This window comes from Streptomyces sp. NPDC050658 (assembly GCF_044457025.1).
Taxonomy (GTDB): Bacteria; Actinomycetota; Actinomycetes; order Streptomycetales; family Streptomycetaceae; genus Streptomyces.
In genome coordinates this window covers 24,242-45,336 of the sequence record NZ_JBITGM010000013.1, presented here as the reverse complement: position 1 = coordinate 45,336, position 21,095 = coordinate 24,242, and the positions used below count along the sequence as shown (strand labels likewise).

Sequence of the window (21,095 nt, the reverse complement as noted above, 5' to 3'; positions counted from 1 at the left end):
CGGTCATCTCCCCTCGGACGTCCACCGCCGCTGTCCGGAGCCCCTCGCACCCCGTCGCACGGGGCGCGGGAAGCCTGAGCGGCGCTACCCCACCACTGGTAGTCGCCGCCCGTGCGCCGGACCAGACGGAATCCCGCTGGTCTGTCAGTGGAACCGGGGCTTCTGAGGAGCCATCGACCGCCCCGCGCCCTCCGCCGTGACCCGCGCGTGGATCTCGTCCGGTGTCAGATAGACGTCGGTCCGCTCGAAGTCCGCGAGCGTGGCGGGCCGCGTGGCCTGGAATCCGGTGCGTACGTAGTCATTGCCGGCGACCGCGTTCAGGCCCCAGTTCGCCGCCGTGCGGAAGCGGGCCGTGAGGGTGCGCAGGGCGCCCAAGTGGTAGCCGCGCGCCACGACTTGCGCGGGCAGCCCCGTCAACTGCACGCCCAGCGGCTTCGACACGGCCTGGATGCCGCCGAGGTCGACGACCAGGCCCATGTCCTTGTGCCGGTAATCGGTCAGCGGCCCGCCGCGCAGCGCGGCCGTGATGTTCCCCGCGGCGGCCCAGCCCTGCCGCATCGCGTGCTGGGCGGTCGGCGGGCAGATCGCGTCGCCGCCCTTGACGACGTCCGGCACGGCCGCCGCGTCGCCCAGCGCGAACACCCCGTCGAGGCCCGGCACCGTCAGATCGGGACGCACCACGAGCCGCCCCCGGTTGGTCTCGGCGCCCAGCGTCGCGATGAGCGGGCTCGGCGCGACGCCCGCCGTCCAGATCAGCGTGCGGCACGGCAGCACGCGTCCGTCGGTGAGCGTGACGGTGTCCTCGGTCGCCTTCGCCACGGAGACCCCCAGCGACACATGGAGGCCGAGGCGCCGGACGATGGCCAGGGCCTTCTCGCCGAGCCGGTCGCCCAGCTCGGGCATCAACTTCGGGGCGACGTCGACCAGATGCCACTTGATCAGCGACGGGTCGAGCCCCGGATACCGCTTGACCGCGCCGCTCGTCAGCCGCTGCAGATAGGCCGCCGTCTCCGTCCCGGCATAGCCGCCGCCCACCACGACGAACTGCAGCCGTGACTCGCGCTCCGCCCGGTCCGATGTCGTCGCCGCCAGATCGAGCTGCGCGATCACGTGGTCACGGATCCACGCGGCCTCGGCGAGCGTCTTCACGCCCACGGCGTGCTGGTCGACGCCGGGGATGTCGAACTGCCGCGTGACACTGCCCGGCGTGAGCACCAGATGGTCGTAACGCTCCACCGTCTCCTCGCCGTTGATCTTCCGTACGACCACGGCCTTGGCGTGCGGGTCCACGCCGATCGCCCCGCCCGGCACGATCGTCGTACGCCGCAGCATCCGGCGCAGCGGCACCGCCACCGACTGCGGGGTGAGCACGCCCGACGCGACGTGCGGGAGCAGCGGCAGATACAGCTGATGGTCCTGCGGGCTGACGAGCCGCAGCTCGGCGTCGGCCGCCTTGAGCGTCCGCTCCAGCTTGTGCGCGCACTCCATGCCGGCGAATCCGCCGCCGACGATCAGGATCCGGGGAGGTTGCATGGGATCTCTCCAGGGGTGGGCAGAGGGGTCCGGTTCATCCTCTGACGGACCGCGCGGCCCCGCATGCCGAATGCGCCGGGCGGTCAGATCCCCGGCCGGTACCGGATCGGATGGTCCGCGGGCACCTCGACCACCACGATCGCCACCCCGTCCGGATCCGCGATCCACATCTCGATCAGCCCCCACGGCTCCTTGACCGGCGGTCGCACCACCGCCACCCCCCGCTCCAGGAACTCCGCGTGCGCCGCCGCCACGTCCGGCACCTGCAGCCAGAGCTGGAGGCCGGGGGCGGGGGACGTCTCGGACCGGCCGGAGACCTCCAGGAAGCCGCCGCCGAGGAAGTAGACGGTGCCGCGCTCGGGGCCCGTGCCGAACTCGCGGTAGACGGCGAGGCCGAGCGCCTCCCCGTAGAAGGCGCGGGAACGCTCGGGGTCGGTCGGGCGGAGAAGGGTCCTGCTGCTCAGTACATGCACCATGCAGCCGCACCTTAGCGGCGGGTTACCCTCGGCGGTGCGTCGCGCGCGCCGCAGCAGAGCCGTACGCGAGCCGCACCAGAGCCGTGTCAGAGAACGGAGAACTCGCCCCATGGACACCGCCCCGCGCACCACCAGCAGCGATCTCACCTTCCGGGACGCCACCGACGCGGACGTGGACACCCTCGTCGCGCTCATCGAATCGGCGTACCGGGGTGACTCCAGCCGGACCGGGTGGACCACTGAGGCGGACATCCTGGAGGGGCAGCGCACCGACCCGCAAGGCGTCGCCGACGTCATCACGTCGCCGTCCAGCAGGCTGCTCACGGTCGAGCGGGACGGCCGGGTGGTGGCCTGCTGCCAGCTCGAACACCGAGGTGAGTACGCCTACTTCGGGATGTTCGCGGTGAGCCCGGAGCTCCAGGGCGCGGGCCTCGGCAAGGTCATCATCGCGGAGGCCGAGCGGACCGTCCGCGAGACCTGGGGCGCCCGCGAGATGCACATGACCGTGATCTCCGTACGCGAGGACCTCATCGCCTGGTACGAGCGGCGCGGCTACCGCCGTACGGGAAAGATGACGCCCTTCCCGTACGGCGACGAGCGCTTCGGCATTCCGCAGCGCGCCGACCTGCAGTTCGAGCTGCTGGTCAAGGAACTGGCCTGATCACGCGGTGAAGCGGCCCGTCCGCTTGATCTCCGGATAGTCGGTGGTCGCGCCGTCCAGCTGGAGCGCGCGCACCAGGCGCAGATCGTCCTGGGTGTTCACGACCCAGCCGATGATCCGCAGGTCGGCCTTCTTGGCGTGCTCGACGATCTCCAGCGTCAGGCGCCGGATGTTGAGTACGAGGGTGGTGGCGCCGACGGCCGTGGCGCGCTCCACGACGTCCGTGCCGTAGCGGCTCGCGACGAGCGCGGTGCGGACGCCGGGGACCAGGCGGGAGATCTCGGCGATCGCGTCGTCGTGGAAGGAGATCACCTCGACGCGGGCCACCAGGTCCCTGCGGTGCATCACCTCGGCCAGGGCGCGGGCGGCGGCCACGTCCTTGATCTCGGCCTGCAGCGGCGCCTTCACGGCGTCCAGGACCTCCTCGAAGACGGGGATGCGCTCACCGCGGCCCGCGTCCAGCTCCCGCAGTTCGGCCAGGGTCTTCTCGGCGATCGGTCCCTTGCCGTCGGTCGTACGTGCCACGTCGGCGTCGTGCATGACGACGAGGGCGCCGTCCTTGCTCAGATGCAGATCGAGCTCGATGAGATCGAGGCCCGCGGCTTGCGCGGCGATGAAGGAGCGGAGGGTGTTCTCGGGTTCGACACCCATCACCCCGCGATGACCGATGGTGAGGAAGTTCAAGGTTCACTCGCTTCCGTCGACGGCGGCTCTGCGGCCGCGGGGCTGAGGACGGAGTGAAGCCCGCGGCAAGGTCGCAGCCTAATGGCCCGCCTCCACGATGGAACCGCCCGTGCGCGGCTGTGGCGAAGAATCGGAATCGTCCGCTCTGCTTCCCACGATGCCGAGGATGAGCCCGGTGATGACGGCGGCGACAAGGACTGCGCGGGTACTCACGGGTGCACTGCTCCAGACGGCGGTGGCGGCTGACCCGTCCCGTCCTACCGGCCGGAGGCCCGGCGCCGCGAGCCGCTTCACCCGTGGGTGGGCGAGTCCTCCAGACGTTGACCGGACGGTGCCGGAGCCGTCCGCTCCGCGAGCTCGCCGAGGCCTTCGAGGTCGTCGAGCATCGCCTCGGCCAGGCCGATCTCCGCCTCCAGGCGCCGCTCGCTCCAGCGCAGCGCGATCTGCGGATGCGTCCACGCCTCGACCCCGCAGGACCGGCCGAGCGCGGCGCGCACCTCGGCCAGCTCGTCCCGCGTCCTGGCGATGTGCTCGCCCACCAGCGCCCGCAGCCCGTCCGGCGCCGCGAGATGCCCGAGCCAGACCCGCAGCAGCAGCGGATGCTTGAGCACCGGCGGCCCCGCGTCCTCGCCGGCCCCCGCCCAGCGGGCCAGCGCGGCACGGCCCTCCTCCGTGATGGAGTACGCCCGCCTGGTGCGCGGCGCCCCGGGCGCCGAGAGACTCGACGTGGCGTACCCGAGGTTCTCCAGGCGGCGCAGCTCGGCGTAGATCTGACTGATGGCGGGCGACCAGTAGAAGAAGCGGAGCGAGGCGTCCGCCCACTTCTTGAGTTCGTAGCCGGTGCGCTCGCCGGGGAAGGAGAGCAGGCCGAGCACGGCCCAGGCGGTCTGCGGCAGCGCTTCGGGCCGCTGGGACGAGGAGGAACCACGGGCTGGCATATGACTGATTGAAGTGAACTCCTGGGCGTCGGCGCAAGAGGTGCGCGGTAGCCGAGGCGTGCCGGGGTAGGAGGGTGACATGAACGAACAGCCCCGGCGGCGCGTCCGCCGACTGCTCGGCGGCACCGACCGCGCCGTCTTCCACCATGTGGCCGCCCGCTCCTGGCCGGCCGCGGAGCCGGTGCTTCCACGGCTCAGCCGGAGCGCCGACCACGGACTGCTGTGGGGCGGGATCGCCCTCGGGATGTGGGCGTTCGGCGGCGCGCGGGGCAGAAGGGCCGCGGTGCGCGGCATCACCTCGCTCGCCCTCGCCTCCGCCACGGTCAACACGCTGGGCAAGAACGCGGTGCGCCGCGCCAGGCCCGTCCTCGACGCCGTCCCGGTGATACGGCATCTGTCCCGGCAGCCGGTGACCAGTTCCTTCCCCTCCGGGCACGCGGCGTCGGCGGCGGCCTTCGCCACGGGCGCGGCGCTCGAGTCGCGCGCGCTCGGCGCGGCCGTCGCGCCGGTCGCCGCCTCCGTGGCGTTCTCCCGCGTCTACACCGGGGTGCACTACCCCAGCGACGTCCTGGTCGGCGCCGCCCTCGGCGCGGGCGCCGCCTACGCGGTGCGCGGCCTCGTGCCCTCGCGCGCGCAACTGCCGTCGCCCGCACGGCCCCGCACGGACGCGCCCGCCCTGCCGGACGGCGACGGACTCGTCGTCGTGGTGAACCCGTCCTCCGGGGCACAGCCCCAACTCGTCGATCCCGTACGTCAGTTGAAAAGCTCCCTGCCGCGTGCCGAGGTGATCCTGTACGAGCCCGACGCGGGACCGCTGCCCAAGGTGCTCGCGGCGGCCGCGGGGGAGGCGGCCCGGCGCGGCGGCGTCCTCGGCGTGTGCGGCGGCGACGGCACTGTGAACGCCGCCGTCGCCCCGGCACTGCACGCCGATGTGCCGCTCCTGGTGCTGCCCGGCGGCACCTTCAACCACTTCGCCGCGGACCTCGGCGTCGACACCGTCGCGGACGCCTGCGCCGCGCTGGCCGAGGGCACCGCCGTGCGGGCCGACGTCGGCCGGGTCCGGCCGCTGACCGCCGCGGGCCCGGACGGCGCGGCGTACGCCGACCCGGTGTACTTCCTCAACACGTTCAGTCTGGGCGCCTACCCCGATCTCGTACGCATCAGGGAGCACTGGTCGCCGCGGATCGGCGGACCGGCCGCCGCGCTGCTCGGCGTCGCCCGGATCGTGCGCACGGGGCGACCGCTGCGCGCGGTGGTCAACGGGCGCCGCCGCTCGCTGTGGCTGCTCTTCGCGGGCAACGGCGCCTACCGCACCACCGGCATCGCACCCGTCCGCCGCTACGACCTGGCCGACGGCCTGCTCGACGTCCGCGTCGCGCACGGCGGCCACTTCGCGCGCGGCCGTCTCCTCACCGCCGCGCTGGCCGGACAGCTGGCCCGCACCCGGTTCTACGCCTCCGCGCGGCCCCAGCGGCTCGTGGTCTCCGGGCTGCCCGACGACACACCGATGGCGTACGACGGCGAAGTCGCCCCCGCTCCCTCGGCGCTGCTCCTCGACAAGCTCCCCGAGGCGCTCACCGTGTACCGGCCGGTGCCCGACTGACCGGACGCGGCCGTTAACCCATGCGGCGCACTCGGCGTGCGCGCGCGGCCCGCCACCGTTGTGCTGTCGGGCATGGGCTACGACATAGACGGCCCGCGAGAAGCGGGCAGCACACGACGTGACGTACTGAGCGTCGCCGCGGTCCTCCTGGCCGGCGGCGCCTTCACCGCGGCGGGTCCCGCGCCGCACGCCGCCGCGGAGCCGGTGGAACCGGTTGAGCCATCGGAGCCGGTTGAGCCGGACGGCGGCTGCGGCGTCGGCGCGTACGACGAGGAGTTCGAGGCGGCGCTGGCCGAGGCCGACGAGGCGATCCCGGAGGACCGGGCCCTCGCCCCGCAGGGCCCGCCCGGAAAGTTCGCGCTGCCGCTGCGCAGGCGCTACCGCGTCACCGCCCGCTACGGCATCCGCGGCAACTGGCTCGCAGGCCACCACACGGGTATCGACCTCGCGGTCCCGCAGGGCTCCGCGGTGCACGCCGTCGGCGCGGGCACCGTCGTCCTCGCGCGCTGGTCGGGCGCGTACGGGAAAGCGGTGACGGTACGGCTGCGGGACGGGCACTACGCGGTGTACGCGCATCTCTCCCGCATCGCGGTGCGCCAAGGGGCCCGCATCGGCACCGGCGACCGGCTCGGCAGCAGCGGCGCCACCGGCCGTGCGACGGGCCCGCACCTCCATCTGGAGATCCGGGCCCGGCGCGGCTACGGGTCGGACATCAACCCGGTCACCTATCTGGCGCGGCGGGGGGCCCGGCTGCTGTGAGGGCCCCCGCGGTCACTGGCCCGCGGCCACGGCCGCCGAGGTCGTCGTGGAGTGGGCCAGGCGGGCGGTGCGGGTGGCGACGTCGACCGTGTAGGCGTCCACTGTCATCTTCTGCCCGGAGACCTTCAGGACCATGAAGCCAGCCGAGGAGAAGTCCTGCCAGACGGCGGGGTGGCCGAAGTGCGCCTTGCCGTCACCGGACTTGGCCGCCGCGCCGCAGACGATCTGCCGGGTGCCGCCGGTGCGGGTGGTGGGCTCCAGGATCTGCAGGGTGTGGTCGTGCCCGGACAGGATCAGGTCCGCCCGGCCGCACACCACCTCCTCGTACAGCTCCTTGAGGTGGATCCCGCTGGTGTAGTTGCCGATGATGAACCCGTCGTACGAACCGGCGCTGCCGTGCTTGCCGTTGTTCAGGTACGGGTGGTGCCCGAGGACCACCTTCCAGCGTGCCCGCGACGCGGCGAGCGCGGAGTCGAGCCACTCCCGCTGGGCGCGCATGTAGGGGCCGTCCCACTTGTAGTGCGGCTGCGTCTGGGCGACCGTCGAGGCCACGGGGTTGGTGTCGAGGGCGAAGAACTCGACCACCGGGTCGCCGCCGCCCGCGGACGGCAGGGCGACGTTGTAGTAGCGGCTCGGCATGTACCAGCGGGGCGAGGTGGCCGCGTAGGCGACCTCGCGGTCGCCGCGCGAGGGGTCGCCGCCGCTGCCCGGTATCAGGCCGGAGCAGTCGTGGTTGCCGAGCACCATCAGCCAGGGGACGTCGATGCCCGTGTTGGGCGTCTCGAACTTCGTGACGAACTCGGAGTCGTGGTCGGACTCGGGCCCGTTCTCGTAGATGTTGTCGCCGAGGCCCACGGCCACCGAGACGCCCTCGCTCCGGCACACCTGCCGGGCGGCCTCGGCGACGGCCAGCTGCGCCTCGCCGCCGGTGCCGGCGTCGCCGGTCAGCAGGACGGCGAACTCGCCGTTCGCGTTCGGGCTGCGGGGGAAGGGGAACTTCTCCACGGTCTGCGCGGCCGCGGCGGCGCCCTGCGCGCCGAACGGCAGCACGGCGAGCGCGGCTCCGGCGGCCGCGCCGCCGAGGAGGGTGCGGCGGTGCAGTGTGAGGGGCGGCCTGCCCTGCCTTTCGGCGAGGTCATCGGCCAGTGGGGGGTCGGTCCGCAGCCACTGCCGCTCGGTCAAGTCGGCGTGGGGAGGGATCAGTTCGTCATCGCACATCAGAGCGTTCTCCCACATCAGGGCGGACAGCGGAAGACGCTCAGGCAAATTGCCGGGGGCAATTTCGGGGGCGGTTCCGGCGAAGGGTGCATACCTCTCGGCGGCGGGGCGCGGGCAGCGCGCTCGGGCCGTGTCCCGGGCCCCGGCCGCCCGCGACGTATCGTCACCGCGTGGAGCTCAGACACCTCTCCGGATTCGTCGCCGTCGCCGAGGAACTGCACTTCGGCCGCGCCGCCGACCGCCTGCACATCGCCCAGTCGCCCCTGAGCCAGCAGATCAAGCTCCTGGAGCGGGACCTCGGCGTCAAGCTGTTCGACCGCACCACCCGCACCGTCCGCCTCACCCCCGCGGGCCGGGCGCTCCTGGAACCGGCCCGGCGGCTGCTCGCCGACGCATCGGCGGTACGCCGCACGGTGCGGGCCGCGCACCTGGGCGAGATCGGCCGGGTCAGCCTGGGCTTCGCCGGGGCCAGCAGCTACTCGGTCCTGCCGCTGCTCACCCGCGCCGTCAACTCCCGGCTCCCCGGCATCGAACTCGTCCTCGAGGGCCAGATGTACACGGGCGAGGCGCTGCGCCGCCTCGCCGACGGCACGCTCGACCTCGGCTTCGTCGCGCTGCCGGTGCGGCGCGGCATCACCGCCCACGTCGTCCGCATGGAGCGGCTCGTGCTCGCCCTGCCGGACAGCCATCCGCTGGCCGCGCGCTCCGAGGTCCCGGTGCGTGAGCTGGCCGGCGAGCCGATCGTGACGTTCCCGCTGTCCCGCGAGTCCGCCGTGCGCGAGGCGATGGTGCAGGCCTGCCACGACGCGGGCTTCGCGCCCCGCATCGCGCAGGAGGCGCCGGACTCGTACAACATGCTGGCCCTGGTCGGCGCGGGCGTGGGCCTCGCGGTCGTCGTCGATTCGGCCCGCGACATCCACCTGGAGCACGTCGTCTTCCGCCCCCTCGCGGGCGACGACGTCCCGGTCCTGCCCATCGCCCTCGGCTGGCGCACCGGCAACCGCTCGGCGGCCCTGGAGGCGGTGCTGCGGGTGGTCGAGGAGGTACTCCCGGTACCGGACGACGCACCGGGACAGGATTGAGCTGGATGGCGTCTCAATAGCCTCGGCCATTGGTCTTGGACAGCTCCTAATGGCGGCGGGCAGAGTGATCCACGGATCCGCCGCCACGCAGTGCGTCCTTCAGGAGCCGTCCGTGCCCACCGTGCCGCCCATGAACTTCGCCGACCGCGACCCCGTCCTGCGTCCCCTCCTCGACCGTCTCCTCTCCGCCGACGACCGCGCCCGCGTGGAGCCGCTGCTCGCCGAGCTCGGCGAGCTGGCCGCGGGCGAACTCGACCGGCAGGCCGCGCTCGCCGACGCCCACCCGCCACGGCTGATCCCGTACGCCCCCGACGGCACCCGTGTCGACGCCATCGAGTACCACCCGGCCCACGACCGCGCCGCCGCCATCGCCTACGAACGCCTCGGGCTCGCCGCGATGTCCCACCGGAGCGGCGTCCACGGCTGGCCCACCAAGATCCCGCACACCGTCAAGTACGCCCTCTCCTACCTCTACGTACAGTCCGAGTTCGGCATGGCCTGCCCGCTGTCGATGACCGACTCGGCCGCCCGCGTCCTGCGCCTCTTCGACCCCGGGCGGTACGCCGCCGAGATCGCCGCACTGACCTCCACGGACCCCGGACTGCGGTCCACCGGCGCGATGTTCATGACGGAGAAGCAGGGCGGTACGGACGTCGGCCTGACGGAGACCGTCGCCACCGACCGGGGCCCGCACTGGACGCTCAGCGGCAAGAAGTGGTTCGCGTCCAACCCCGCCGCCGACGTCATCCTCACCCTGGCCCGCGTCCCCGGACAGGGCGACGGCACCCGCGGCCTCGGCATGTTCCTCGTCCCGAGGCTGCGCCCCGACGGCACCCGCAACGCGATCCGTGTCGACCGTCTCAAGGACAAGCTCGGCTCGCGCTCCATCGCCAGCGGTGAGGTGACACTGGAGGAGGCGTACGCGACCCCCGTCGGTCAACTCACCGACGGATTCCGGCAGATGGCCGAGATGCTCAACGTCTCCCGGCTCTCCAACGCCATGCGCGCCACCGCCCTGATGCGCCGAGCCGTCCGCGAGTCCGTCGACCACACCCGCGTACGCCACGTCTTCGGTCAACCCCTCTTCGACCAGCCCCTGATGCGCGCCACGCTCCTGCCGCTGATCCTCGACACGGAAGGCGCCCTGCACCTGGTGCTCGAATCCGCGGCGCGGCTCACCGCCGCCGACGAGGGGGACGCCGGGGCCCGCGCGCTGGTCCGTGTCCTCACCCCGCTCGCCAAACACACGCTCTGCAAGCGCGCCCGCACCGTCACCGGCGAGGCCATGGAGATCAGGGGCGGCAACGGCTACATCGAGGACTGGGTCAACCCGCGGCTCGTGCGCGACGCCCACCTCGGTTCGATCTGGGAGGGCTCCTCCAACGTCATCGCCCTCGACGTGCTGCGCTGCATGCGCCGACACGGCGCACACCGCACCCTCGCCGACACCTACGGCGGCCGGGGCCCGACGAAGGACCGCTGGGAGACCCTCCGCAAGCGGGGCGAAGCCCTCCTCCAACTCCCCGCCGACGAACAGGAGATGACGATCGCCCGGTACGCCGACACCCTCACCCGCACCGTCATGGCGACGCTCCTGTACGACCAGGCCGAGTACGCGGAGCGGACCACCGGCGACGGCCGCGCGCTGCTCGTCGCCCGCGCCTACACCGCGCTCCTCGACGACCCCGACGCGCTGCCCCGCACCGCCCTGGACCACCTGAACGAACTGGCCGACGGTGGCAGCATCCCGCTCGCCACGGCCAAGGAGGCCCCCGCACATGCCCGTTGAGCCCCGCCCCGCGTCCCCGCTGGCCGGAATGAAGGTCGTCGACCTCTCCAAGATCCTCGCCGGCCCCTACGTCACGATGTCCCTCGCCGACCTCGGCGCCGACGTCATCAAGGTCGAGCACCCGCGCGGCGGCGACCCCACCCGCGCCTGGGGCCCGCCCTTCAACGGCCCCGACGCCACCTACTACTTGGCGGCCAACCGCAACAAGCGCTCGGTGACCCTGGACCTCAAGTCCCCCGGGGGACAGGAGGCCGTCCACCGGATGCTCGCCGACGCCGACGTACTCGTGGAGAACTTCCGCCCCGGCAGCTCCCTGGCCGATGTCTTCGACTACCGTGTGCTCAGCGAGCGCTACCCCCGCCTGGTCCTGCTGCACATCTCGGCGTTCGGCGACACGGGCCCCCTGCGCGACGAACCCGGTTACGACATGGTCGCCCAGGCCAGTGCAGGCCTGATGTCCCTCACCGGCGAACCGGACGGGCCGCCCGTCAAGGCCGGTTACGCGATGGGCGACCTCGGCGCCGCCCTGTTCGGCCTCATCGGCGTCACCTCGGCCCTCGTCGAGCGGGAGCGCACGGGACGCGGCCAGTACGTCACGACCTCCCTGTACGAGTCGCAGCTCGCCCTGCACATCAACTGGGCCACCGGCTACTTCGCCACGGGGGAGCGGCCGTCCCGCCTCGGCTCCGGCCACCCGAGCCTCGTCCCGTACCAGGCCTACCCGGCATCCGACGGCCACTTCGTGATCGCGGTCGGCAGCGACGCGCTGTTCCGCCGGCTGAGCGACTCCCTCGGCCACCCCGAGTGGGCCGACGACCCCCGCTTCGCCACCAACCGCGCCCGCGTCACGCACCGCACGGCCCTCAACGCCAAGCTGGAGGCGGTCCTCGTCGACGAGACCGTGGCCCACTGGTGCGCGCTGCTCAAGCCGCGCGGCGTCCCCGTCGCCCCCATCCGCTCGCTCGACGAGGTCTACGACTGCCCGCAGACCGAGGCGCTCGGCATGGTCCAGAAGGTCGACCACCCGGACGTGGGCCCGCTCCGGCAGGTCGCCTTCCCCGTCAGCTTCCGCGGCGAGCGCCCCGCCATGCGCACCGCACCGCCCACCCTCGGCCTGCACAGCCGCGACGTCCTGGCCGAACTCGGCTACGACGACGCCGAGATCGACCGACTGCTCGACCACCCGCAGCACCCGCATGACGCACAAGGAGCCTGAACCATGCCGTTCCCCGCCCTCGACGCCGTCGACCCGCTGAACCTGGAGGCGCTGCTCACCGACGAGGAGCGCGCCGTGCGCGACACGGTCCGCCGGTACCTCGACGACAAGGTGGAGCCGCACATCGCCGACTGGTTCGAGTCCGGCGAACTGCCCGGCCTGCCCGAACTGGCCCGCGAACTCGGCAAGATGGGCCTGCTCGGCATGCACCTGGAGGGCTACGGCTGCGCCGGGATGTCGGCCCGCGCGTACGGAATCGCCTGCCGCGAACTGGAGGCGACCGACTCGGGTCTGCGCTCCTTCGTGTCCGTACAGGGATCGCTCGCCATGTTCGCGATCCACCGCTTCGGCTCCGAGGAGCAGAAGCGGGAGTGGCTGCCGCGGATGGCGGAGGGCACGGCGATCGGCTGCTTCGGCCTGACCGAGCCCGACCACGGCTCCGACCCGGCGTCGATGACCACGCGGGCCCGCCGCGACGGCGACGACTGGATCCTCGACGGCCGCAAGATGTGGATCACGAACGGTTCGGTGGCCGCCGTCGCGGTCGTCTGGGCCCGCACGGAGGACGGCGTACGCGGCTTCGTCGTACCGACCGACACCCCCGGGTTCTCGGCCCCCGTCATCAAGCACAAGATGTCCCTGCGCGCCTCCGTCACCAGCGAACTGGTCCTGGACGGCGTCCGGTTGCCCGCCGCCGCCCTGCTCCCCGGGGCACGCGGCGTCGGCGCCCCGCTGACCTGTCTGAACGAGGCGCGGTACGGAATCGTCTGGGGTGTCACGGGCGCCGCGCGTTCGGCGTGGCGCTCGGCGCGCGACTACGCCCTGCAGCGCGAGCAGTTCGGCAGGCCGATCGCGGGCTTCCAGCTGACCCAGCAGAAGCTGGTGGACATGGCCCTCGAACTCCACAAGGCGACGCTGACCGCCCTGCACCTGGCCGCCCTGAAGGACTCGCCGACCGGTGTCCACCCGGCACAGATCAGCTTCGGCAAGCTGAACAACGTACGCGAGGCCATCGAGATCTGCCGCACGGCCCGCACGATCCTCGGCGCGAACGGCATCTCCCTCGAGTACCCGGTGATCCGGCACGCCAACAACCTGGAGTCCGTGCTGACCTACGAGGGCACGAGCGAGATGCACACCCTCGCCCTGGGCCAGGCCCTGACCGGCCACGCGGCGTTCCGCTGACGGCGGGGGCGGTCGGGGGCGGTCGGGGGCGGTCGGCGGCGGTCGGGGGCGGCTGAGGGCGGCCGGGGTCACTCGATCCACCGTCCCGGAGGGCGGCTCGGGCGGCGCGGTGGTAAATATCGGGACCGGAAGGAGCGTGGTCGCCGTGTCCCGGAACCGCAGCCTGATCCTGAGCCCGCCCTCCGAGGTGTGGGGCCTGCTCTCCGACGGCCACCGGTACGGGGAGTGGGTGACGGGCACCCAGGAAGTCCTCGCCGTGGACCCGCACTGGCCGGCGGTGGGCGCCCGGCTGCGGGTCCGCGTGGGCGTCGGCCGGCTCACCCTCGACGACACCTGTGTCGTCCGCATCTGCGAGCCGGGGCGCCGCCTCGAACTGGAGGCGAAGGCGGGCTCGCTCGGCGCGGCCCGGATCGCCATGACGCTGATCCCCTGGGGCGGGCACACCCTCTTTCTTCTGGAGTGGCATCCCCTGCGCGGCCCCGGCACCAGGATGCACGGGCTCCCCGTCGACTACTTGGTCGCGATCCGCAACGGCATGATGCTGACGAAGCTGGCGCGGATCGCGGTACGGGAGCACGGCGAGCGGCTCTGAGCACCCCGGAGTTCCGCCGGGCGGCAGCCGTCCCCTACGGTGACCCGATGACTGCGACGAAGATCAAGAAGTTCCAGGTCACCTTCGACTGCGCGGAACCCGAGCGCCTCGCCCGCTTCTGGTGCGAGGTCCTGGGCTACGTCGTGCCGCCGCCACCGCAGGGCTCCGCCACGTGGGACGAGTACTGGCAGACGCAGCCCCCCGAGGAGCGGGACGCCTGGTTCGCCTGCGTCGACCCGTCGGGCGAGGGCCCGCGCCTGTACTTCCAGCGCGTGCCGGAGGGGAAGGCGGTCAAGAACCGGGTGCATCTCGACGTGCGGGTGGGCACGGGACTCGTCGGCGAAGAGCGCCTCGCCGTGCTGGAGGCCGAGCGCGCACGTCTGGAGCCGCTCGGGGCGGTGCACGTACAGACGCTGTACGACGGGGATGAAGCGTGCATTCCGATGCTGGACATCGAGGGGAACGAGTTCTGCATCGACTGACGTACCGGGCACGGTGGCTGGGAGCGGCGGTGATCCGCGGACGCGGCAGCTGTTACCTTCATCGCCGTGACGCTCGACGAAGGCAGGGCGCGGGGCCGGCGGGCCATGTGGCCGCTGTACGCGGCGGGGTTCACCACCGCGTTCGGCGCCCACGGCATCGCCGCCACCCTCGGTGGCTCCTCCGAGGACGCCGTCACCTCGCTCCTCGTCCTGGGCGGACTGCTCGCCCTCTACGACGGCGCCGAGGTCGTCCTCAAGCCCGTCTTCGGTACGCTCGCCGACCGCGTCGGAGCCAAGCCCGTCCTGCTGGGCGGTCTCGTCGCCTTCGCCGCAGCCTCCTTCTTGTACGTCATCGCCGACAGCCCCGGCTGGCTGTGGGCCGCGCGCCTCGGCCAAGGGGCAGCGGCCTCCGCCTTCTCCCCGTCCGCCTCCGCCCTGGTGGCCCGGCTCAACCCGGCCGCCAAGCACGGCCGCGCGTTCGGGAGTTACGGCTTCTACAAGTCCATCGGCTACACCCTCGGCCCGCTCCTCGGCGGCGTCCTGGTCTGGGCCGGCGGGCTGCGCCTGCTGTTCGCGGTGATGGCGGCCTGCGCGGCGGTGGTCGCCGGATGGGCCGCGCTCGCCGTGCCCGCGGTGCCGCCGCTGCCGAAGTCGCGGCAGACCGTGGCCGATCTGGCCCGCCGCCTGGCCGACCGCTCCTTCCTGGCCCCCACCGCGGCGCTGGCCGCCGCCACCGCGGCGCTCTCCGTCGGCGTCGGCTTCCTGCCCGTGTCGGGGGCGGTGGCGGGCCTGGGCACGGTCGCGACCGGCGCCGCCGTCTCCGTACTGGCCGCCACTGCCGCCTTCGTCCAGCCCAAGGCGGGGCGCGCGCTGGACGCGGGGCGCCTGAGCACCCGTACGGGCCTCGGCGCAGGGCTGCTGATCACGGCGGCCGGCCTGGCTGCCGCGACGCTTTCCGGGCCGGCCGGCGTCCTGACCGCCGCCGCGCTCATCGGCTGTGGCACCGGCCTGATCACCCCGCTCGGCTTCGCCGCCCTCGCCGCGGGCACCCCGCCCGAACGGCTCGGCCAGACCATGGGCTCGGCGGAACTCGGCCGTGAACTCGGAGATGCGGGCGGCCCCTTGCTGGTCGCCGCCATCGCCACCACGGCGACCCTCACCTACGGCTACGCGGCCCTCGCCCTCCTCCTGGCCGTCCCCGCGCTCCTGACCCTCACCTCCGGGCGACGCCGATCGGCCAAGCCGCGCAGAGCGGAGGCATGACCGGGGGCCGGGTGTGTACGCTTCTCGGCATACCGCATCGCATGGCGGCCTCCCGACAGGACTTACCGACCGGAGGCCCCGCATGCCCGCACTCACGGTGCGCCCCTTCCACCGCGACGACCGCGACCAGCTCACCGAACTGGTCAACCAGCACGTCGCCGCCGTCGTCCCCGGTGTTTCCGTCTCGGTCAACACCGTGCTCAGCAGCCTGGAACGGCAGCCGGACGAGTTCATCACCGACTCCTGGGTGGCCGAACGGGTCACCCTCGTCGCCGAGCAGCGCCACTCCGTGGTGGCCGCGGCCCACCTGCTGCGCTACCGCGCCCATGCCGACGTGGGCGAGGACTACCGCGACGCGGGCGGGATCAACTGGTTCGTCTGCCGCCCGGCGGCCTCCTTCTGGCCGGACTCCGGCGAGGCTGCGCAGCTCCTGATGTCCGCCTGCCTGGCCCAGCTGGCCCGCTGGAACGTCCGTACCCGCCACGCCTCCGGCGACCTGCCCGCCCCCGCCGTCTACGGCCTGCCCCGCAACTGGCCGCACATCCGCGCCCTCTACGAAGACGCGGGCTTCCGGCACGTCGGCGACACGGAGGTCATCCTGATCGCCCACACGTCCGACCTGCCGGCACCCGAGCCCCGCCCCGGAGTTACGGCAGAGCGCACGCTGGGCGAATCCGGCACACGCTGCACCGCGTACGCCGACGGGCAACCGCTCGGCTACATCGAGGTGGACACGGCGTTGTCCCGCCCGGAACGCCACACCCGCCCCACGGGCCTTGCCGACATCGGCAACCTGCACATCGCCGGGACCCACCACGGCCAGGCCCTGGAACACTGGCTGCTGGGCCAGGCGGCCCACTGGCTCCGCCTTTGCGGAGCGGACCGCCTCATCGCGTACGAGAGGTCCACCGACCAGACGGCGATCGACCTGCTGCTCACGGCGGGCTTCCAGGAACTGACCCGCACCGATCGCGGCTGGGAGCACTCGACGTGACCCCGGACAGGACGGAGCCGTCGGCTCCTCGGGGCCGGGCACGTTCCAGCTCGGTGTCGTGGAAGGAACGCGGTGCCCGCACGGCCGAAGCGCCCGACCGCCGTAGCGCGTGGCGGTCGGGCGCCTGAAGCGTCGGCGCGGCCGGGGCGCAGGGTCAGTCCGTCACCTCTATCTTGTCCATCTTGCCGTTGAGCCGGGCGGACGGGGCGCTCGCGCTCGCCTGCGCGGCGGACTGGCCGCCCGTCACCCCCTTCAGAAGCTCGGCCAGGTCGACTCCCGTGGTGGAGCTGAGGAGTTCGACGCCCTGGGCGACGTTGTCGGCGACCGTCCGCGACAGCCGGCTCGCCCCGTCCGTCGAGATCACCGTCATCTTGTCCACCGCGCTCAGCGGCTCGGACGCCTTGGCGACCACGCTCGGCAGGACCTCCACCAGCATCTGCAGCACCGCCGCGTCGCCGTACCGCTCGAAGGCGTCGGCCTTCTTCTGCATGGCCTCCGCCTCGGCGGCCCCCTTCGCCCCGATCGCGGCGGCCTCCGCCTCGCCCTCCAGACGTACGGCGTCGGCGAGTGCCCCGCGCTGCGCCTTCTCGCCCTCACCGGTGAGCCGCGCGCGCTCCGCATCCGCCTCGGCCTGCTTGACCAGCGCGATACGCCGGGCCTCGGCCTCCTGCTCGGCCTGATAGCGGGCGGCGTCGGCCGGCTTGCGGACCTTGGTGTCCAGCTCGCGGTCGGTCAGCGCGGCCTGGCGCTCGGCGACCTTCTCCTGCTCGGCGAGGACCTCCTGCCGGCGGGCCGCCTCCGCGAGCGGTCCCGCGGCCCCGGCACGCGCGGCGGCCTCGTCGGTCTCGGCCTTGATCTCGGCCTGCTTGAGGGAGAAGGTCCGCTCGGCGACGGCGATCTCCTCCGCCGCCTTCAGCCGGGCCTCCTCGGCCGCGCGCCGCGCGACTGCCTCGGCGATGTCGGCCTCCTGCTTGGCGCGGGCGGCCTCCGGGCGTCCGAGATCCTCCAGATAGGACCCCTCGGTGGTGATGTCCTGGATCTGGAAGGCGTCGAGGACCAGGCCCTGCCCGGAGAGACTGGCCTCCGCCTCCTCGGCGACCTGCCCGGCGAACGCCGCGCGGTCACGGATGATGTCCTCCACCGACATCCGTCCCACGATCGAACGCAGCGCTCCGGAGAGCACTTCCTGGGTGAAGCCGACGATGCCGCCCTGCTGGGCGAGGAACCGCTGGGCGGCGGCACGGATGGAGTCCTCGGTGCCGCCCACCTTCACGATGGCGACGCCTTCGAGGTTCGCCTTCACCCCGCGCAGCGTGACCGCGCCGCGCACGGAGATCGGGATGTGCCGCGAGGACAGGTCGAGCGTGAACTTCTGCTGGACGAACGGCACGACGAAGACGCCACCGCCGACCACGACCTTCTGGCCGCTGTTGTCGGTGAAGATCCTTCCGGTGTCGGGATCGGTGGCCTTCTTGCCGCGCCGCCCGGTCACGATGAAGGCCTCGCTGGGCCCGGCGACCTTGTAGCGGGTCACGACGACGAGCGCGAGCAGGACGAGCAGAACGATGAGGCCGATGACGGCGGCCAGGACTGGACTCATGGTGAATTCCCCCTCTGCCTCCCGGGGGGACGGCAGATCGGTTACGTGGTACGTGAATGAAGCGATGTCGGACGTGAATGAAGCGATGTCGGACGTGAACGCGGCGCCGTGACGGCGGTCAGCGCTGCACGGGGCGGACCGCGACCGAGGTCGGCGAAAGCGCCGACTCCACCCAGATCTCGGTGCCGCGCGATACCTCCACCGCGCTCCTGGCCGAGAACTTCACCGGCTGGCCCGCCAGTTGGAGCAGCACCTCGCCGTACCCGTCGGCCGGGATCGCGGTGACCACGGAGCCCGCGGTGCCCACGAGGTCGTCGCCCCGCGGCGTTGCGGCGGTCTGATCCCGCATCAGGGCCCGGCTGCCCTTCCAGGTGAGCCAGCCCGCGCCCACACCGGCGGCCGCCCCCGTGACGGCGGCGGTGCCGGCGCCGAGCCCGGTGGTGCCGAGCACGATCGCGCCGCCGAAGCCGAGCGTGGCGACGAACCCGGCGACGACCGGCAGCGAGAGCAGCCCGTCGAAGAGGCTTTCCAGTACCCCGTCGAAGACGAGGGTGAGGACCAGCAGCGCGATTCCCGCGATGCCGAGTCCGAGAAACAGAGTCACCGGAACACCTCCCCGTCGTGCCGTCCTGCCGGATGTCTCGGTGGGAGGGGATCGTCGCACGGGAAACGGACGGCGCACATTGCCTGGTTCCGGCAATCTTTACGGTTCGTTGATGCCGTTCCGCGGCGCCCGGACACCCGATCCCGGACGATGCGGTAAAAAGGGGCGCTGACAGCGTTAACAATGCATCAGGAAATCAGGGAATCAGGGGCGGGCATGGCAGCAGGTGGGGTATCCGAGGAATTCCTGGAGGGGTATGCCCGCATACTCACCGACGCCGCGGCGACCGGCCGCAGGCTGACCCGCGACGAACTGGACGCGCGCCGCACCCTGGGGAAGCGGGCCGCCGAGGCCGGCCTCGGGCTGCGCGCCCTGGTGGGCGCCCACTTGGCGGCGACCCGCGCCCACTGGCCCGTGCAGGCCGGTCCCGCCTCCAGCGACGCGGTGCTCGCCGCCGTCGAGCAGGCCGTCGACGGTTTCGCCGAGGGCTATGAGCGGGCCCAGCGGCTCGCCGTACGCCAAGAGGAGGCGGCGCGGCGGGAGTTCATCGACGACCTGCTGTACGGACGCAGTGACCTGGGGCTGCTCGCCGAGCGCGCCGAGCGGTTCGGCCTGCTGCTCTCGTACGCGCACGCGGTCGCGGTCGCGCAGGGCACGGTCACCTACGAAGAGGGGGACGCCGTGCCCCGCGAAGTGGAGCAGGCGCTGATCGGCCGCTTCGGCGACCGCAGCATTCTGCTCACCACCAAGGACGGCCGCCTCGTGTGTATCGCGCCGGGCGATCAGGAAGAGGTGCTGCGGTACTTCGCCAAGCAGGCGTTCGCGGCGACCGGCGGCGGGCGGGTGACCATCGGCCGCCCGCAGCCCGGCGCGGGTGGCGTCGTCCAGTCGTACGAGGAAGCACTGAACGCCCTCGACCTGGCCGAGCGCCTGGAACTCGACGACCCCGTGCTGCTGGCGGCCGACCTGCTCGTCTACCCCGTACTCACACGCGACCGGCAGGCCATGGCGGATCTTGTGCTGAGCACCCTCGGCCCGCTGACGCGCGCCCGCGGCGGTCCCCAGCCGCTGCTCGACACGCTCACCGCGTACTTCGACTCGGGTTGCGTGGCGGCGGAAGCGGCCCGCCGCCTCTCGCTGAGCGTGCGCGCCCTCACGTACCGACTGCAGCGCATCCACGAGCTGACCGGAGCGGACCCGGCGGACCCGGTGATGCGCTACACCCTGCAGACCGCGGTGATCGGGGCGCGGTTGCTGGACTGGCCGGCGCAGAAGTTCTGACGACGACCACCCGTCCAGGGGCGGTGATCAGGCGACGGCCGGTGATGAGGGGACGGCCGGTGATCAGGGGACACGGCCGGTGATCAGGGGACGGCCGGTCCTCAGGAGACGAAGCCCCGTGTGACGTGCGTTCCCGATCCGTCGTCCTCGGCGTGGTAGTCGGATTCGCCGACGCAGTCGCTGTACTCGTGGCTGGCCCTGGTCGTACCGCTCAGGCCGCCCGCGTCGGTCGAGGTCGGGCCGCCGAAGACACCGTCGGTCCGGGGCATCTCGGCGCAGCTGGGGATTCCGGCGTAGTACTCCACGAACCCGACCTGCGACCCTTGGAGGTTGCCGCTTCCCGCGGGAAGCGTCCAGGCCCCGAGGTGCGTGGACTTGCCGGTGACGGTGTCGGTCGCCGTCCCCTTCCAGGTGTCGGTGCCACTCCGTTCGACCTTGATGTCGTAGCGATGGCCGTATACGCCGTCGAAGTCCACCGCGCAGGTGACTCCGGGACCGCCGTCCGCGCCCTCGTGGCAGAGCGGGTCGGAGGTGCTCGCTCCGGCGGTGAAGGTGGAGAAGCGGGCGGACAGCCGCTCGGTGTCGCCGTTGTTCTCCCGTGGCTGGAGGCCGGTGTATCCCATGGCGTCGGCGAAGTCGTACTGCTGGGCGAAGTAGGTTCCCGCCTTGTGGGCCGTGGCGGGGTTCACGGTGATGGGGAAGGTGATGTTGGTCAGACCTGCCGACGGGGTGCCGGGGATCGACCAGTTGACCAGGACGTTCCCGCCGCCCACGGCGGCGCCGGCCGGCGTGGGGGAGAGGGCGAGTAGCAGCCCTGCCGCTAGTCCGGCGGGCAGGGCACTTCGGCGCAGAGTCGTGACTCGTGACATGTCCTGTTGCTCCCTTGAGTGGGGGGAGGAGTGGGGGAGAGGAGCCATTGCCGCCTGTTGCCACCCGTTGCCACCCGGGGGGCTGGTGGCGACGGGTGCAGGTGTTTCCCGATACCGAACTAATAGGCGCGACCGGCGACCGGCGCCATGGACGAACGGGAGGTCGGGCTTGGACTCTTGACGGCGATCGTGCCGGTCCGTCCGGCCAACTGCATGCGGTTGCGTCGAAGTGGGCAGGCGTACGTCATCTACGTGGACATGCGAGC

21 protein-coding genes are annotated in these 21,095 nt (G+C 72.6%); 12 read left to right on the top strand and 9 right to left on the bottom strand.

Annotated features, from left to right (window positions below; translation table 11 throughout):
- Positions 1-144: 144 nt before the first annotated feature.
- Complete coding sequence (locus tag ACIBKX_RS34245; protein WP_363274465.1) at positions 145-1,533, bottom strand: NAD(P)/FAD-dependent oxidoreductase; 1,389 nt, start codon at positions 1,531-1,533, stop codon at positions 145-147.
- Positions 1,534-1,616: 83 nt separating this feature from the next.
- A complete protein-coding gene (locus ACIBKX_RS34240; RefSeq protein WP_363274464.1) occupies positions 1,617-2,009 on the bottom strand; it encodes a VOC family protein in 393 nt (130 codons plus the stop codon).
- A gap of 109 nt (positions 2,010-2,118) precedes the next feature.
- Here ACIBKX_RS34240 and ACIBKX_RS34235 point away from each other — a divergent pair, with 109 nt between their 5' ends.
- Positions 2,119-2,670: a GNAT family N-acetyltransferase gene (locus ACIBKX_RS34235; RefSeq protein WP_363274463.1), complete on the top strand. Its 552-nt coding sequence runs from the start codon at positions 2,119-2,121 to the stop codon at positions 2,668-2,670.
- Here the strand turns inward: ACIBKX_RS34235 and ACIBKX_RS34230 are convergent, their stop codons facing one another.
- The 3 genes from ACIBKX_RS34230 to ACIBKX_RS34220 all read right to left on the bottom strand — a co-directional run bounded on the left by ACIBKX_RS34230 (position 2,671) and on the right by ACIBKX_RS34220 (position 4,292).
- Entirely contained in the window at positions 2,671-3,354 is a 684-nt protein-coding gene (locus ACIBKX_RS34230) for a glycerophosphodiester phosphodiesterase family protein (protein WP_363274462.1), read from the bottom strand.
- Between the two features lie 78 nt (positions 3,355-3,432).
- The gene (locus ACIBKX_RS34225; RefSeq protein WP_363274461.1) at positions 3,433-3,567 is read right to left on the bottom strand and encodes a hypothetical protein; all 135 of its coding nucleotides are present in this window, start codon (positions 3,565-3,567) and stop codon (positions 3,433-3,435) included.
- A gap of 77 nt (positions 3,568-3,644) precedes the next feature.
- The gene (locus ACIBKX_RS34220; protein WP_363274459.1) at positions 3,645-4,292 is read right to left on the bottom strand and encodes a PadR family transcriptional regulator; all 648 of its coding nucleotides are present in this window, start codon (positions 4,290-4,292) and stop codon (positions 3,645-3,647) included.
- A 79-nt stretch (positions 4,293-4,371) separates the two neighbouring features.
- Here ACIBKX_RS34220 and ACIBKX_RS34215 point away from each other — a divergent pair, with 79 nt between their 5' ends.
- Entirely contained in the window at positions 4,372-5,895 is a 1,524-nt protein-coding gene (locus ACIBKX_RS34215; RefSeq protein ID WP_363274458.1) for a phosphatase PAP2 family protein, read from the top strand.
- Between the two features lie 72 nt (positions 5,896-5,967).
- Entirely contained in the window at positions 5,968-6,654 is a 687-nt protein-coding gene (locus tag ACIBKX_RS34210; protein WP_363274456.1) for a M23 family metallopeptidase, read from the top strand.
- 12 nt (positions 6,655-6,666) lie between these two features.
- Here ACIBKX_RS34210 and ACIBKX_RS34205 read toward each other — a convergent pair whose 3' ends face one another.
- Complete coding sequence (locus tag ACIBKX_RS34205; protein WP_363274455.1) at positions 6,667-7,872, bottom strand: metallophosphoesterase; 1,206 nt, start codon at positions 7,870-7,872, stop codon at positions 6,667-6,669.
- 170 nt (positions 7,873-8,042) lie between these two features.
- Between ACIBKX_RS34205 and ACIBKX_RS34200 the strand changes: the two genes are divergently transcribed.
- The 8 genes from ACIBKX_RS34200 (at position 8,043) to ACIBKX_RS34165 (ending at position 16,475) form a co-directional block, all read left to right on the top strand.
- Complete coding sequence (locus tag ACIBKX_RS34200; RefSeq protein ID WP_363274454.1) at positions 8,043-8,954, top strand: LysR family transcriptional regulator; 912 nt, start codon at positions 8,043-8,045, stop codon at positions 8,952-8,954.
- 112 nt (positions 8,955-9,066) lie between these two features.
- On the top strand, positions 9,067-10,743 hold the full coding sequence (locus ACIBKX_RS34195; protein WP_363274453.1) for an acyl-CoA dehydrogenase family protein: 1,677 nt from the start codon (positions 9,067-9,069) through the stop codon (positions 10,741-10,743).
- Positions 10,733-11,959, top strand: coding sequence for a CoA transferase (locus ACIBKX_RS34190; RefSeq protein WP_363274452.1), 1,227 nt, complete (start codon positions 10,733-10,735; stop codon positions 11,957-11,959). The genes ACIBKX_RS34195 and ACIBKX_RS34190 overlap by 11 nt, the downstream gene beginning before the upstream one ends.
- 3 nt (positions 11,960-11,962) lie before the next feature.
- On the top strand, positions 11,963-13,144 hold the full coding sequence (locus tag ACIBKX_RS34185) for an acyl-CoA dehydrogenase family protein (protein WP_363274450.1): 1,182 nt from the start codon (positions 11,963-11,965) through the stop codon (positions 13,142-13,144).
- Positions 13,145-13,289: 145 nt separating this feature from the next.
- Positions 13,290-13,736 (top strand): SRPBCC family protein, encoded by a 447-nt coding sequence (locus ACIBKX_RS34180; protein WP_363274449.1) that lies wholly within the window; start codon positions 13,290-13,292, stop codon positions 13,734-13,736.
- A 47-nt stretch (positions 13,737-13,783) separates the two neighbouring features.
- Positions 13,784-14,218 carry a VOC family protein gene (locus ACIBKX_RS34175; RefSeq protein ID WP_363274448.1) on the top strand — a complete coding sequence of 145 codons (435 nt, stop codon included), beginning with the start codon at positions 13,784-13,786 and terminating at the stop codon, positions 14,216-14,218.
- A 105-nt stretch (positions 14,219-14,323) separates the two neighbouring features.
- Positions 14,324-15,481: an MFS transporter gene (locus tag ACIBKX_RS34170; protein WP_363274567.1), complete on the top strand. Its 1,158-nt coding sequence runs from the start codon at positions 14,324-14,326 to the stop codon at positions 15,479-15,481.
- A gap of 82 nt (positions 15,482-15,563) precedes the next feature.
- Entirely contained in the window at positions 15,564-16,475 is a 912-nt protein-coding gene (locus ACIBKX_RS34165) for an N-acetyltransferase (RefSeq protein ID WP_363274447.1), read from the top strand.
- A 154-nt stretch (positions 16,476-16,629) separates the two neighbouring features.
- Here the strand turns inward: ACIBKX_RS34165 and ACIBKX_RS34160 are convergent, their stop codons facing one another.
- Complete coding sequence (locus tag ACIBKX_RS34160; protein ID WP_363274446.1) at positions 16,630-18,075, bottom strand: SPFH domain-containing protein; 1,446 nt, start codon at positions 18,073-18,075, stop codon at positions 16,630-16,632.
- A gap of 118 nt (positions 18,076-18,193) precedes the next feature.
- Complete coding sequence (locus tag ACIBKX_RS34155; protein WP_363274445.1) at positions 18,194-18,679, bottom strand: hypothetical protein; 486 nt, start codon at positions 18,677-18,679, stop codon at positions 18,194-18,196.
- A gap of 216 nt (positions 18,680-18,895) precedes the next feature.
- On the opposite strand from ACIBKX_RS34155, the gene ACIBKX_RS34150 reads away from it, so the two are divergent.
- Positions 18,896-19,960 (top strand): helix-turn-helix domain-containing protein, encoded by a 1,065-nt coding sequence (locus ACIBKX_RS34150; protein ID WP_363274444.1) that lies wholly within the window; start codon positions 18,896-18,898, stop codon positions 19,958-19,960.
- Positions 19,961-20,061: 101 nt separating this feature from the next.
- Here ACIBKX_RS34150 and ACIBKX_RS34145 read toward each other — a convergent pair whose 3' ends face one another.
- Entirely contained in the window at positions 20,062-20,829 is a 768-nt protein-coding gene (locus ACIBKX_RS34145; protein WP_363274443.1) for a hypothetical protein, read from the bottom strand.
- Between the last annotated feature and the right edge of the window lie 266 nt (positions 20,830-21,095).